At 52.1% G+C, this 12,778-nt stretch carries 11 protein-coding genes; 3 read left to right on the top strand and 8 right to left on the bottom strand.

Annotated elements, in window-relative coordinates; genetic code table 11:
- Positions 1-6 precede the first annotated feature (6 nt).
- From B4N58_RS08850 to B4N58_RS08830, 5 genes are read right to left on the bottom strand one after another with little or no spacing between them, the layout of a single operon-like run.
- Complete coding sequence (locus B4N58_RS08850) at positions 7-1,836, bottom strand: dipeptide ABC transporter ATP-binding protein (RefSeq protein WP_291748308.1); 1,830 nt, start codon at positions 1,834-1,836, stop codon at positions 7-9.
- A 4-nt stretch (positions 1,837-1,840) separates the two neighbouring features.
- Complete coding sequence (locus B4N58_RS08845; RefSeq protein WP_373567572.1) at positions 1,841-3,238, bottom strand: ABC transporter permease; 1,398 nt, start codon at positions 3,236-3,238, stop codon at positions 1,841-1,843.
- A 14-nt stretch (positions 3,239-3,252) separates the two neighbouring features.
- Positions 3,253-4,230, bottom strand: a complete 978-nt coding sequence (locus B4N58_RS08840; RefSeq protein WP_291748306.1) for an ABC transporter permease — start codon at positions 4,228-4,230, stop codon at positions 3,253-3,255.
- Complete coding sequence (locus B4N58_RS08835) at positions 4,230-6,512, bottom strand: ABC transporter substrate-binding protein (RefSeq protein ID WP_291748303.1); 2,283 nt, start codon at positions 6,510-6,512, stop codon at positions 4,230-4,232. Before B4N58_RS08835 ends, B4N58_RS08840 begins: the two co-directional genes overlap by 1 nt.
- Before the next feature lie 40 nt (positions 6,513-6,552).
- Complete coding sequence (locus B4N58_RS08830) at positions 6,553-7,194, bottom strand: YcbK family protein (RefSeq protein WP_008251077.1); 642 nt, start codon at positions 7,192-7,194, stop codon at positions 6,553-6,555.
- A gap of 71 nt (positions 7,195-7,265) precedes the next feature.
- Here B4N58_RS08830 and gltX point away from each other — a divergent pair, with 71 nt between their 5' ends.
- A complete protein-coding gene (gltX, locus tag B4N58_RS08825; protein ID WP_291748300.1) occupies positions 7,266-8,687 on the top strand; it encodes a glutamate--tRNA ligase in 1,422 nt (473 codons plus the stop codon).
- Entirely contained in the window at positions 8,684-9,898 is a 1,215-nt protein-coding gene (locus B4N58_RS08820; RefSeq protein WP_291748297.1) for an O-succinylhomoserine sulfhydrylase, read from the top strand. Before gltX ends, B4N58_RS08820 begins: the two co-directional genes overlap by 4 nt.
- A 73-nt stretch (positions 9,899-9,971) precedes the next feature.
- On the opposite strand, the gene B4N58_RS08815 is transcribed toward B4N58_RS08820, so the two are convergent.
- The 3 genes from B4N58_RS08815 to B4N58_RS08805 all read right to left on the bottom strand — a co-directional run bounded on the left by B4N58_RS08815 (position 9,972) and on the right by B4N58_RS08805 (position 11,812).
- Complete coding sequence (locus B4N58_RS08815; RefSeq protein ID WP_291748294.1) at positions 9,972-10,301, bottom strand: H-NS histone family protein; 330 nt, start codon at positions 10,299-10,301, stop codon at positions 9,972-9,974.
- 80 nt (positions 10,302-10,381) lie between these two features.
- Complete coding sequence (locus tag B4N58_RS08810; protein WP_291748291.1) at positions 10,382-10,975, bottom strand: isochorismatase family protein; 594 nt, start codon at positions 10,973-10,975, stop codon at positions 10,382-10,384.
- An 87-nt stretch (positions 10,976-11,062) separates the two neighbouring features.
- Entirely contained in the window at positions 11,063-11,812 is a 750-nt protein-coding gene (locus B4N58_RS08805) for an MBL fold metallo-hydrolase (RefSeq protein WP_008251072.1), read from the bottom strand.
- A gap of 151 nt (positions 11,813-11,963) precedes the next feature.
- Between B4N58_RS08805 and B4N58_RS08800 the strand changes: the two genes are divergently transcribed.
- Positions 11,964-12,773, top strand: a complete 810-nt coding sequence (locus B4N58_RS08800; RefSeq protein WP_008251069.1) for a sulfite exporter TauE/SafE family protein — start codon at positions 11,964-11,966, stop codon at positions 12,771-12,773.
- Positions 12,774-12,778 lie beyond the last annotated feature (5 nt).

Genomic DNA, 12,778 nt, shown 5'->3' with positions numbered 1-12,778 from the left:
ACCGTTTTACAGCAGTGGCGCCGCATCGATTAGCTGACGGGTGTATGCATGCTGCGGGTTGGCAAACAACTGTTCTGCCGAACCGCGCTCAACCACATCGCCATGCCTTAACACCACCACTTCATCGGCCAGGTACTGAACCACAGCCAAATTGTGTGTAATGAACAGCATGGCCACGCCGGTTTCATTCTGCAACCGTTTCAGCAAATTCAGTATTTGGGCCTGAACTGATACGTCCAGCGCCGAAGTCGGTTCGTCGCAAATCAAAATTTTGGGTTCAGAAACCAAGGCGCGTGCAATTGCGATGCGCTGCCGCTGCCCACCCGAAAATTCATGGGGGAATCGGGCCAGGGCTTCTTCGGGCATGCTGACTTGCTCGATCACTTTCAGCACCCGGGCCTTGCGCGCTGCCACATCAAGATCGGGGCGCAAGCTCAGCAAAGGTTCTTCCAGAATTTCTGCAATTCGATGGCGAGGATTCAGAGAAGCAAAAGGGTCCTGAAATACAAATTGAATTTTCGAGCGCCAGCCCTCAGGGCCGCGCTCCGCCCACTGGCGAAGCGGCCTGCTGTCCATCAACACATCGCCTTCCACTTTTCCATTGCTGCCGAGCAAACCCAACAATGCGCGAGCAGCAGTTGTTTTGCCTGAACCCGATTCACCCACCAAGGCCACCGTACGCCCTTGCTGCAACGTGAGATCAAGCCGATTCAACACGGGCTTGAATTGCTTGCGCAGTAGCCCACCCTTTTCGGGATAAGCGACCGACAAAGACACGGTTTGCAACACCACCTTGCCCTGACCGGACTGGGTGGAATCACCACCCGGCTGCGAGCCCGACTGCGGCTTGTGAAACGACAGGTCGGCGTGATAAAAACAACGCACTTCATGCGTAGTGGTGGCCAGATCAAGTTCGGGGGTGTTCTGGGTGCAGTGGTCTTGCGCATGCATGCAGCGTGCGGCAAACCGACAGCCAGGTTTGGGATTTACCAACGACGGAACACGCCCTTCAAGCGCGTACAAAGCCTGCCCACGTTGGGCTTGGCTGGGCAGCGACTTCACCAGTGCATGTGCATAGGGGTGGCGTGGTGCAGCAAAAAACTCAGCGGTGCTGGCTTTTTCAACCAGTTGGCCAGCGTACATCAGCCCCACTGTGTCGGCCATTTGTTTCACAATCGCCAGGTCGTGGGTAATCAGCAGCATGGCCATGCCCTGCTCGCGCTGCAGTGTTTTCAGCAAATCGAGTACCTGCGCTTGAATGGACACGTCCAGCGCAGTGGTGGGTTCATCGGCAATCAGCAAATCGGGCTTTACGCTCAGCGCCATGGCAATCATGACACGCTGCTTTTGCCCCCCCGACATTTCGAACGGATACTGCTGCAAGCGCTTTTTGGGTTCTGGAATACCGACCCGACCCAGCCACTCTTCAGCCTCACCTAAAGCCTGCGACTTGCTGGCACCAGTGTGCAAACAGATGATTTCAGTGAGCTGATCGCCCACCGTCATCACCGGGTTCAAGCTGGTGCCCGGTTCCTGAAAAATCATGGCAATCCGCTTGCCGCGCAAGGTGCGCATGGCGGTTTCACTGATACGCAACACATCGGTGTCAGCTTGACTGGCCTCGCTTAATTTCACCTGCCCTGCAACAATTGCGCCGCTGTCGGGTAACAGGCGAGCTATGCTGAGTGCGGTCATTGACTTGCCACAACCTGATTCACCCACCAGGGCGAAAGTTTGGCCTTTTTCAATGGCCAGTGAAATGTCGTCGAGCGCGTGCACCCAACCGGCCTCGCTGGCCAATCGGGTAGTCAGTCCATGGATGTCGAGCAAACTCATACGCTTACACCCTTACCAAAGATTGTTTCAACTGGCGCGCGCGCGGATCGAACGCATCGCGTACGGCGTCGGCAAACAGGTTGGCCGACAGCACCAACAACAGCATGAATACGAAGGCGGCCACCAAGCTCCACCACACAACAGGTTCCCGGCTTAGCTCCAGCCTTGCCGCATTGATCATGGTGCCGTAACTGAAGGTGCTGGGGTCTACGCCCACACCCACATAACTCAGCACTGCCTCGGCCAGTACCAGGCCAGAAAAATCCATCACCATGGCAATCAAAATCAGGTGCATCAAATTGGGCAACAAATGCGAGAACAGAATTTTCACGCTGGATACGCCACTGGCCCGGGCAGCAAGAATGTAATCTTGCTCGCGCATTTTCAACACTTCGCCGCGAATTAACCTGGCCAATCCAGTCCAGCTGGTGAGCCCCAAAATTGCACACAGGAAAAACAGGCGCAGGTCTGCTTTTTCGATTGATGATGCAAAGGCCTCTGGATTGGCATCCAGGGCCACCTGCAACATCAAGACCGTGGCGGCAATCAACAACACCGATGGAATTGAATTCAGCGTGGTGTAGATGTACTGAATAATGTCATCAACCCAACCGCGGAAATAACCCGCCGCCAACCCCATTGCAATGCCCACCGGCAGCGTAAGCAAGGTGGTCAGCAAACCAATCAGCATGGCGGTGCGCAGCCCTTTCAAGGCAATGTAAAACACGTCTACGCCCACTTTGTCGGTTCCCAGCACGTGGTAGGCCTCGGCCCATTTCCACACAACGCCACCCACAATACAAAGTACAAATAAAGTCCACACAACGGCTTGGTAGGCGCCACTGCCTGTAAACACGGTGATGCTGTTTTGATGATCCACAGGCACCATGGCCCGGCGGATCACCCACAACGCTGCCAGGAAAAATGCCCACAGCACGGCACCGCCCAAAGCGCCTTGGTAAGCGCGCTTGAGCAGATCTTGCCCCTTCATGCTTTCATCGCTCAAATGCGCACCGCCAAACTGCAAACGGGCGTAATCACGCACCGGCTTGCTATCGACTTCCATGGTTTCCTTGCTCAGGGAGCGGGTGGCCAAAGGCGCTGAATAAGACTTTTCACGTTCATAGGCCAAAGGACCCAGGGCAACGTCGAGTACGGAAATGATCGGGCTGGCATAACGGCTTTGCTGCTCGGCATTCAGGCGAAGGTGCACACTGTCGAGCAGGGTAATCACCACCGCCAACAACAACACCACCAAACTGGCACTGGCAATTTTCGATTGAAAAACCAAACCCCATGAGGCGCGGGACAGCGGGTTCTTGATCACGCTTCGGGCATAGGCCAACACGCCAAATACCAGCAGCCAGATCAACACATCGGTAAGCAATAAGGTAGGCATCATGTGGCTGGCGCTCCTTATGCCAAACGAACCCGAGGGTCCGCGATGGTGTAAGCAATGTCAGTCAAAATCAAACCCACCAAATAAAGCACCGAACCAATGAACACCATGGCACGCACAATTGCAAAATCTTGCGACTGAATGGCCTCGATGGTGTAGCTGCCCAAGCCCGGGATACCGAAGAAAGACTCAGAGATTAATGAACCCATGAACAGGAGTGGAATGACTGTGACCGAACCAGTCAGAATTGGAATTAGACCATTGCGCAATACATGGCGACCAAGCACCTGAACTTCAGACAAGCCCTTGGCACGCGCAGTGCGTACATAGTCTTTGTTGATTTCTTCCAGGAAAATGGTGCGATACCAGCGGGTGCCACCGCCCAAACCGCTGACCACACCGATGATGACCGGCAGTATCAAAAAGCGCCATGCATCCACGCCCGAGTCGTAACCGGAAATTGGCACCAGCGCCAGCGTTTTGGAAAACAGGTACTGCCCGCCAATGATGTAAAACAAACCTGAAATGGACATGGCCAGCACGCACAACACCACACCAGTCAAATCAAGGTAAGTACCACGGAAAAATGTCAGCAGCAGTGACAGCACAATGTTCAGGAACAGACCCAGCACAAACACGGGAACAGCCAAAGCCAGGCTGGGCCCTGCACGCTTTACGATTTCATTGGCGATGTTGCGACCATCGTCGGAACTGCCAAATTCACCCACGAACATGGGCACCGACTTTTGAAAGAAAATCGTTTCAGTGAGTTTGTCAGAGCCTGGCGCTTCGCTGTTGATCAGCAAAGGCAAATCGTATCCTTTTTCACGTTTCCATTGATCCACCGACTCTTGCGCAACCCGCTTGCCGCCAAGGGCCAAACGGGCCATGTCGTCGGGGCTGTTCACCTGAAAAAACAAAACGAAAGTGATCAGGTTCACACCCAACAATACCAACAAGCCGTACAGCACACGGCGTAGCAGATAATTGCCCATCACCGCTTGCCCCCTGTGCTGCTTGCCACGGTGGCGGCCAAATCTTCGCGAATACCCATGGCCTGCTCACGGCGCTTCCATGCGGCCCAAGCGGGCCATATGAACAGGGCCAGTGCTAACAACAACACCGGGATTGGCCACCACTCTGGCTGGTTCCATTCCTTTCGGGCGGCATCGCGTTTGGCAGTGTCAATTGTTTTGTATTTGATGCTGTTGCGGGCCAGGTCGTTGGGTTTCACGTTGCCATACCATTCGTGAATCAAGCCAAACTGTTGGGGCACAAAGGCAAACAACCAAGGCACATCGTCTTGAACCAGGTCGGTCATCTGCGAAATGATCGCGGCACGCTCTTCATTGTTGGGCATGGTTTTCATGCGCTCAAACATGGCGTCGTACTGGGCATTCGAGTAATTGGAGGCATTCTCACCTGAAGTTTTGGCACGACTGTTGGGGCCATAAAGCAAGAATAAAAAGTTTTCCGGATCGGGGTAATCGGCATTCCAGCCAAGGAAGAAAATTTGTGCATTGCCCTTTCGGATTTTTTCCTGAAATCGATTCCAGTCGGTGGCACGAATATCCAATTGAATGTTCAGCTTGGCGAACTGCTTGCGGTACCAATCGAAGCGGGCTTTGTCACCCGGGCCACCGCCTGTTGTATCGAGCGCCAAGGTTAAAGGTTGCCCTGTTTTTGGGTCAATTCCATTGTCATAACCTGCTTGTTTTAACAAGGCCAAAGCATCTTCAACCGGTTTACGCACTGGCTTGCCATCAACAATGTTGTACACCTGCGTGTTATAGCCTGCCTCACCTTCTTCGAAGCCAAACAAGCCAGGTGGCACTGGTCCGTGTGCGGGTACAGCTCGACCGTTGGTGAAAATTTGCGAGAACTCTTCCCAATCCATGGCAATTGCAATGGCTTGGCGAAGCAATTTGGCACGGCGCGCCTCTTCGGCGGAGCTGCCCGGTCCCACCACGGGATCCAGCCAATTGAAACCCAGATAAAACATGCTGGTGGACAATGATGTTTCCAGCCGAATACCCTTTTCCGCCATGTCCGGGGTTAGGGCTGCATCGCCATCGGCGCTGGCACGAATGGCTTGGTCAAAGGTGTCTGCACTGACCCCAGAGGTGTCGTAATAGCCCTGCAGAAATTTGTTCCAGTAAGGAATGCCCTCTTTCTCGCGCGTGAACACCACTCGATCGATAAAGGGCATTGTTTTGCCAGCATCGGCCAACAGGCCTTTGGCCTCGTCGCCGGGCTCACCCTCTGATGGATACGGCTCACCGCGGTGGTTCGGGTTGCGCGACAACACCATGCGGGAATTCGGATCATTTTCAGTCAACATGTAAGCACCCGTACCCACAGGCCACCAATCCAGCACCAGGTTGTTTTCTATAAAACCTTTTTGACTGTAGAACGCATCAGCTTCCCAGGGAATGGGTGCAAAAAAAGGCATGGCCAGCCAGTAAATAAACTGGGGGTATTTGCCGTTCACGCGAATTTCAAGTGTGTGGTCGTCCAGCGCTTTGGCACCAGGCAAATCAAATTCACGCAGATCAAGCCAGGGCAAGTCAGCTGTGGCAGGCGGAAAGGCACTGCCGGTTTCTTTCTGGATTTTCTCTTTCAGCGCTTTGTCGTGTTCTTGCAGGGTTTTTGACAAGTCCCCCAAACCTTCCACGTAATCGCCCATGTGCCCCAGAATTGGAGACACGATTCGTGAGCTTGCAAGCCGCTTGATTTCATACACATAGTCGTGCGCCGTTAATTCGCGCGTGCCCTGCTGCTCAAACTGCAAGGGGCTGCTGTATTTGCGGGCTTCATCGCCGAGCTGGTGGTACAAAAAATTGCCCTGGGCATCTTTCGCAAAAGCCGGGTGCGGTTGATATTGAATGCCAGGCTTTAATTGAATGGTATAAACGCTGGTCCTCACCGCGTTCAGCGGCGCGTCATCGGGCAATTCGTTGCCCGCCTCATCCAGGTAAACCGGTACAGGCATGGCCGCAGCAGCCAAGGGCTCTAGCTGATAGGGCCGTTTCAGGTAGTGGTACTGAAACAGCGGCTCGTAAATTTGGTAAGTGAATTCCGCTTCGTCGGAGGTGTAAGACTGCGCTGGATCCAGATGCTTGGGGCGTGCCGTGAAGGCGGTGTAAAGGGTGTTGAGCTTTTTGTCTTCCGCAGTTTCAACGTAAGGATTGTTGGGCGCCTTGCCACATGCAGCGAGCGACAGGCACAAAGCCACCGCCACTGCGAAACTGCCTGTAATGCGACCGAAAACTGCCAAAAAACCACCCTCGCACTGTTGTTTTTTTAGATGGCTTTATTTAACCACGCCAAACACGCTCCGGACCAGTGTCAGCGTGAATCCAGCCACCTTTTGCGCCCACACGGAAATAGAAGCCCACGCCGCCTGCGCGGAAGCCTTCTACCAGTTCGCCCAGAACCCTGGGATGCAGGCCAGGCAAACGGAAATCAACAGCCTGACCTTTCAGATGCAGGGAATTGCGGGCAGCGGGCAAGCCTTTCTCGATTAAACGGGCATTTGTTTTTGGGCTTCTGTAACCCGAAGTAATTTCAACCGGTGCCACAAAGCCATAACGACGCACGAAAGCCTGTGCAGCCCACAGTGTGTCGATAATTTGCGTGTCCATGCGGAAAACTTGATTTGCCTGCACGTCTCGAAGCAAACCACAAATCTGTTCATAGGCGATTGGGTTAAGATGTCCGTCTTTCCAGTAGGTAATGTTCAAGCGCTCGCCCGATTGTGGGCGTACCATTTCAAGGGTGCGTGGTTGAAGCCAGAAAGTCAGATCTACCAAGCCTGGATCGAACAGATCGGGTGGTGGCACCAAGTCTGAACCAGCTGCCAATACTCCCCGATTCAAAAAGGTATCGACTGAGCCAATAACAGCCAAAGTACTTACTGCCTTGATGAATGAACGCCGGTCGAAATTGTGCATTGCCATAGCTTGTAGCCGAAACCTAAGAATTTACTTGAACTTATAATATGAGTTCTTTGAAAAAAAGTCACTAATCCATGTCAACAGATCACCAAAATCAAACAGTTCGCACCCGTTTTGCACCCAGCCCAACAGGCTATTTGCATTTGGGTGGCGCCAGAACCGCCTTGTACAGCTGGGCTTTTGCCCGCCACCACAAGGGACAGTTCATTCTTCGCGTAGAAGACACTGACGTAGAGCGATCCACCCCAGAAGCCGTTCAGGCCATTATGGATGGCATGGCTTGGTTGAATCTGGATTACGACGAAGGCCCGTTTTTTCAAATGCAACGCATGGACCGTTACCGGGCCATGATCGACAAACTGCTTGAAAAAGGCGATGCCTACCTTTGTTACTGTACGCAAGAAGAATTGAATCAAATGCGTGAAAAGCAACGGGAAAATGGTCAACGTATTCGATATGACGGCACATGGCGCCCAGAGGCCGGCAAGGTACTGCCCACGCCACCTGCAGATGTAAAACCCGTGGTGCGTTTCAAGAACCCGCTTAGCGGCGCGGTGACTTGGGACGACCTGGTGAAAGGCCCCATTTCGATCAACAACGAAGAAATGGATGATCTGATCATTGCCCGTCAGGACGGCACACCCACGTACAACTTCTGTGTGGTAGTGGATGACTGGGAGATGAAAATTACCCACGTGATTCGCGGTGATGACCATATCAACAACACGCCCCGCCAAATCAATATCCTGAAAGCGTTGGGCGGCGATCAACCCATTTATGGGCATATCCCGATGATTCTGGGACCCGACGGTGAAAAGCTGTCCAAACGCCACGGTGCGGTCAGCGTGGTTCAGTACCACGAAGAAGGCTTTTTGCCCGATGCCATGATCAACTATCTGGCCCGTTTGGGCTGGAGCCACGGTGACGATGAATTGTTTAGCCGCGAACAGCTTATTGAGTGGTTTGACTCCACCAACCTGTCGAAATCGGCCGCGCAATTCGATCCGGAAAAGCTGAAGTGGGTTAATGCCCATTACATGAAGCAAGCGCCAAAGGAAGTATTGCTGTCGGATTTGCAAACCCGCCTTGAGAAAGAGGGTGTGAATGCGTTTGAAGGCCCCAAGCTGGCCGACGTGCTCGACGTGGTGCTGGAGCGAGCTTCCACTTTGGTGCAATTGCGCGATGAAGCCGCCCTGTTCTACAAGGTGCCAAGTGTAAATGTTGAAGAATTGAAACCCATGCTGGAAGAAGCTGGCGTTCGTGCAGCCTTGGCCGAATTCAATGAAGGCTTGAACAGTGTGGAATGGAATGTGGAAGCGCTGAGCGGTTTGGTTAAAACCACCATTAAAAACCATGGCCTGAAAATGCCGAAGCTTGCAATGCCTCTGCGCTTGATGTTGACTGGCATTACGCAAACGCCTTCAATCGACAAGGTGATGAACCTGTTGGGCAAGCACACTGTACAAACTCGAATTGCGCAAGGACTGCAATCATGAGCAACAACAAACCGAAGGCCAACCCGGCAGACTGGGCCACTGCCACCAAGGCGATTCGTGCGGGCAGCCACCGCACAGAGTTTGGCGAGCACTCTGAGGCCATGTTTTTAACATCCAGCTTTGTGTTCGACAATGCAGCGCAAGCCGCAGCCCGCTTTGCCGGCACCGAAGAAGGCAATGTGTACGCGCGTTTTACGAACCCCAGCGTGCAAATGTTTGAGCAGCGCCTGGCTGTGCTTGAAGACATGGAGTATTGCCTGGCTACGTCCAGCGGCATGGCGGCAATTACAACAACCTGCATGGGCCTGTTGAATGCGGGTGACCACATTATTGCGTCCAAAGCCTTGTTTGGCGCCACAGTGCAGTTGTTTGTGAATATCCTCTCCCGCTTCGGGATCGAGACCACATTCGTTGACGGCACCAGTATGGAAGCTTGGGAAAAGGCGATCAAACCCAACACGAAGTTGTTCTACAGCGAAACGCCTTCGAACCCGCTGACCGAAATTCTGGACATGCGCGCGCTGAGCGACTTGGCCAAGAAACATGGTATTTACAACGTGGTGGACAACTGCTTCTGCACCCCTGCTTTGCAAAAACCAGTCGACTTTGGCACGGAAATCATCATTCACTCCGCCACCAAATACCTGGATGGTCAAGGCCGTGTGCTGGGCGGTGCCATTTGCGGCCCAAAAGACTTGCTGAAAGACAAAATTTTGCCAGTGCTGCGCACGGCAGGCCCAACGCTTTCTGCGTTCAACGCCTGGGTGCTGTTCAAAGGCCTTGAAACGCTGAACATTCGCATGCTGGCGCAGTCTGCTGCGGCGCTTGAAATTGCAGGCTGGCTGGAAGCGCATCCCGCTGTCAGCAAGGTGTACTACCCCGGCCTGGAAAGCCACCCGCAACATGCGCTGGCCATGAAACAGCAAAAAACCGGTGGTGCCATTGTGTCGTTTGAGGTGAAGGCAAGCAACGAGGACGATGCACGCGCCAAGGCCTGGCATGTCATTGACAGCAGCCAGTTGATGTCAATTACTGCAAACCTGGGTGACACGCGAACAACCATTACCCATCCGGGCACCACCACGCACGGAAGGCTTAGCCCTGAAGCGCGTGAAGCCGCGGGTATCAAGCAAGGTTTGATTCGTTTGGCGATTGGCCTGGAAGATGTGGCTGACTTGAAGAAAGATTTGCTACGCGGCTTGGGTGGGTAATTAAGCCAAGCGCTCAACAAAAAAGCCGCTGATTAAAACCAGCGGCTTTTTTTAATAAATCAACACCACAAAATCAAACACGCATTTGGTCTTCAGTCATGCCTTTCGCCATGGCTTCCTTCATCCAGTTTGGGCGTTTGCCGCGACCCGACCAAGTGAGTGAAGCGTCTTGGGGATGGCGGAAACGCACAGGCGCTGGGCCCAATTCGCGTTTGCCTTTGGGCTTGGATCCGCCCAACTCAGCAAAAAGCTCTTCAAGCTTCAACCCTTTCGACGCTGCCAATTTTTTGACTTCTTCAATGGCTTGCAGTTTAGAGCTGCGGTCATTCAATTCTTTTTCAATGCCTGACTTCAACTGCTGAAGCTCAGAAGCACTTAAAGCGGATAGATTTAGTTTTTTCATTTTTTCTTTTTAAAAAAGTTTATTAACAAGCCCGATTGTAATTAAATTTATTGTTAATCACAAACGTGAAATTAAATTGATTACTTAATGAGGTCAAGTGCAAATTTAAAATGCTCATTTTCTGCACTTTCCAGCCATTCAAATACGACCATTTCTGTGGTCACCAATTCTGCGCCATTACCGACCAAACGATCAAAGGCTGCATCACGATTTCTATCGGTTCTCGAGCCACACGCATCGGTGACTACCCAAACTTCCATTTCTTCATTCAGTAAATCAAGCGCTGTTTGAAGCAGGCACACGTGGGCTTCAACACCGGCAACTACAATACTGGGACGCTCTGATTCCTGAGTATTTTTCTGCAAATGCTTGGGTAAACTGCGTGCATTGCCAGCAGGTGCTTTGCTGGTCAACAAATCAATCAAACCTTCAGGGCAGGCGCTGAAATGAGTTTTACGCATAGTGGCCTTGCACAGTGCACCAAGAGCAGGCACAAAAGGGCCTATTTTGTCGGGCATATGCTCGGTACCATATACAGGCACGCGCAGCTTTTTGGCCAGCGTGGCCAATATCAAGGCGTTTTTGTAAACATCGTCAGCCTGGTGTATGGCTGGCATCAGTTTTTCTTGATAATCAATTAAAACGAGTTGACTGGATTCGTGGTTCAATAACATTCGATGTGAAAAACCAAAGTGCAAAACAAGAGCATACAAGGTAATTCATGTCAAAAACACCAACCATGGAACAACTCAATCATTGAATCAGCCTTGTTTACTTTCCGTAATCTGCTGACAATATTTTTCAAGCTCTTCCGGCAAATGGCTGGGACAAACTCCACAAAGACGATTGCCTGGAACTGCATAATCAATAAACTTGGGATAAGGCAAATTCAGATTGCCCATGATTTCGATAAACTCTTCGAGCGTTTTTTGATCACCCAAGCGAGGATTTCGATTTTTCTCTTGTCCAATCGAAGAAACCCGTCGATTTTGATAATCATGCCCAGGATAGACCAAAGTATCTTCAGGCAAGCAAAATAGTTTCTCTTTCACGCTTTTGTACAAAGTGGGTGCATCACCATTCTGAAAATCAGTTCGCCCACAACCATCAATCAACAAGGCATCCCCGGTGAAGACGCGTTCTCCCAAGCGATAAGAGAAGTGGCCATCGGTATGACCAGGGGTGTGCAACGGTTCAATTTGCACGCTGCCCACCACAAATGGCTGCCCCTCTTCGATCGCATGGTCGGTGCAAGGCAAACGATCAAAAGCAGGCGCAGCAATTTTACTGCCCACCTTGCTTTTCAGCTCAAGCGCGGCAGTAATGTGATCAGCGTGAATGTGCGTATCCAGGGTGTAGGCCAGTTTTAAACCGAGTTCACTCAACACGGCGAGGTCTCGTTCCATCACAGACACTACCGGATCAATCAACACGGCCTGCCCGGTTTGTTCGCAACCCACCAAATAGGTGTAGGTGCTGGATACGGGCTCAAAAAGCTGTTTGAAAATCATCTTTTAACCTCAATGCTCTATATATGCGCAACTACGCATATAATAGACACATCTTTCTTTTTTGTCGCCTGCAATACTGTATCCGGGCACACACTGTCAAAATGTACGACATTCAACACATCCCCAGACAACTTTTGAAACAGGCATTCGCATGATTGGTACCTTGGCTTTGGGGCTTTTGGTGGGCTTGGTCATGGCGCTGACTGGCGCTGGTGGAGGAGTGCTGGCGGTACCTTTGCTGGTTTTCACCACCGGGCTGCCCGTGCAAGAAGTGTCTGCAATCGGCTTGCTGGCAGTGGGCCTGGCAGCCACACTCGGCGCTTTTTTGGGTTTGCGGGCAGGCGAGGTGCGTTACAAGGCGGCTGGCCTTATGGGGTTTGTTGGCTTGCTGCTATCGCCAGTTGGTTTTTGGGTGGCCCAGCAAGTAGACACCAAGGCACTGGGGCTGGCCTTCTCAGTGGTTCTGCTGTGGGTTGCTTTCAATGCATTTCGGGGGGCCGCCAATTCGGAAATGAATGTGATTGATGCACCACCCGATTCCGAAAAAAGTAAATGCCCTTGCATTCGAAGTCCGGAAACCGGTCGCTTCATCTGGACCTGGCCATGTGCACGGGCACTTGTTTTCTCGGGTGCCGTGGCGGGTTTTCTATCGGGTTTATTGGGTGTGGGTGGCGGATTTGTGTTGGTGCCCGCCTTGCAACGCTTCACCAATTTAAGCGTTCAATCAGTCACGGTGACCTCTTTGGCAGTGATTGCGATTGTTTCAACTTTCGGGGTATTGAACAGCGTTGGCGCTGGTGTCTTCAACTATGAAATAGGTATTACCTTTGCAGCCGCTGCGCTGTGTGGCATGTTGTTTGGCCGCTTGGTTTCAAACAAAATGCCAAGTACCCAGTTGAAAAAAGCATTTGGTGCAATGTGCGTCGTGGTCGCAATTCTGATGGTGATCAAGAATATTTAAGCCTG

The organism is Limnobacter sp. UBA3528, assembly GCF_002377005.1.
In the GTDB taxonomy this organism is placed as follows: domain Bacteria; phylum Pseudomonadota; class Gammaproteobacteria; order Burkholderiales; family Burkholderiaceae_B; genus Limnobacter.
Note: the sequence above shows the minus strand (reverse complement) of the source record. Positions and strands in the feature narration are given on the sequence as shown.

Bases quoted from the DNA above. Each gene is read 5' to 3' on its own strand.
- B4N58_RS08815 (WP_291748294.1), bottom strand. From the start codon at position 10,301: ATGAAAAAACTAAATCTATCCGCTTTAAGTGCTTCTGAGCTTCAGCAG.
- B4N58_RS08800 (WP_008251069.1), top strand. From the start codon at position 11,964: ATGATTGGTACCTTGGCTTTGGGGCTTTTGGTGGGCTTGGTCATGGCG.
- B4N58_RS08840 (WP_291748306.1), bottom strand. From the start codon at position 4,230: ATGGGCAATTATCTGCTACGCCGTGTGCTGTACGGCTTGTTGGTATTG.
- B4N58_RS08850 (WP_291748308.1), bottom strand. From the start codon at position 1,836: ATGAGTTTGCTCGACATCCATGGACTGACTACCCGATTGGCCAGCGAG.
- gltX (WP_291748300.1), top strand. From the start codon at position 7,266: ATGTCAACAGATCACCAAAATCAAACAGTTCGCACCCGTTTTGCACCC.
- B4N58_RS08830 (WP_008251077.1), bottom strand. From the start codon at position 7,194: ATGGCAATGCACAATTTCGACCGGCGTTCATTCATCAAGGCAGTAAGT.
- B4N58_RS08805 (WP_008251072.1), bottom strand. From the start codon at position 11,812: ATGATTTTCAAACAGCTTTTTGAGCCCGTATCCAGCACCTACACCTAT.
- B4N58_RS08820 (WP_291748297.1), top strand. From the start codon at position 8,684: ATGAGCAACAACAAACCGAAGGCCAACCCGGCAGACTGGGCCACTGCC.
- B4N58_RS08845 (WP_373567572.1), bottom strand. From the start codon at position 3,238: ATGATGCCTACCTTATTGCTTACCGATGTGTTGATCTGGCTGCTGGTA.
- B4N58_RS08810 (WP_291748291.1), bottom strand. From the start codon at position 10,975: ATGTTATTGAACCACGAATCCAGTCAACTCGTTTTAATTGATTATCAA.